Consider the following 257-nt stretch of genomic DNA (forward strand, 5'->3'; position numbering starts at 1 on the left):
TACTATGGCTCTTGATAGGGGCAGTTATTGGAGGGGCAGTCCATGATGCGGTCGTCCTGTTTGCATCGATGCGAAAAAAAGGAAAGTCCTTATCAGAGGTAGCAAAAGACGAACTAGGACCTATAGCAGGTTTTTGTACAGGTCTTGCAATGTTGTTCATTATTACCATTACAATGGCTGGTCTTTCTATGGTTGTACTTCATGCACTGGAACACAATCCATGGGGGACCTTCTCGGTGGGAATCACGATTCCAATT

General features: G+C 44.7%; 1 protein-coding gene. It reads left to right on the top strand.

Annotated elements, in window-relative coordinates:
- Positions 1-257 (top strand): carbon starvation CstA family protein (locus N7568_RS24385; RefSeq protein ID WP_306423170.1); only part of this gene is annotated, 257 nt, incomplete at both ends.

Source organism: Paenarthrobacter aurescens (assembly GCF_025421775.1).
GTDB classification, from domain to species: Bacteria; Actinomycetota; Actinomycetes; order Actinomycetales; family Micrococcaceae; genus Arthrobacter; species Arthrobacter aurescens_B.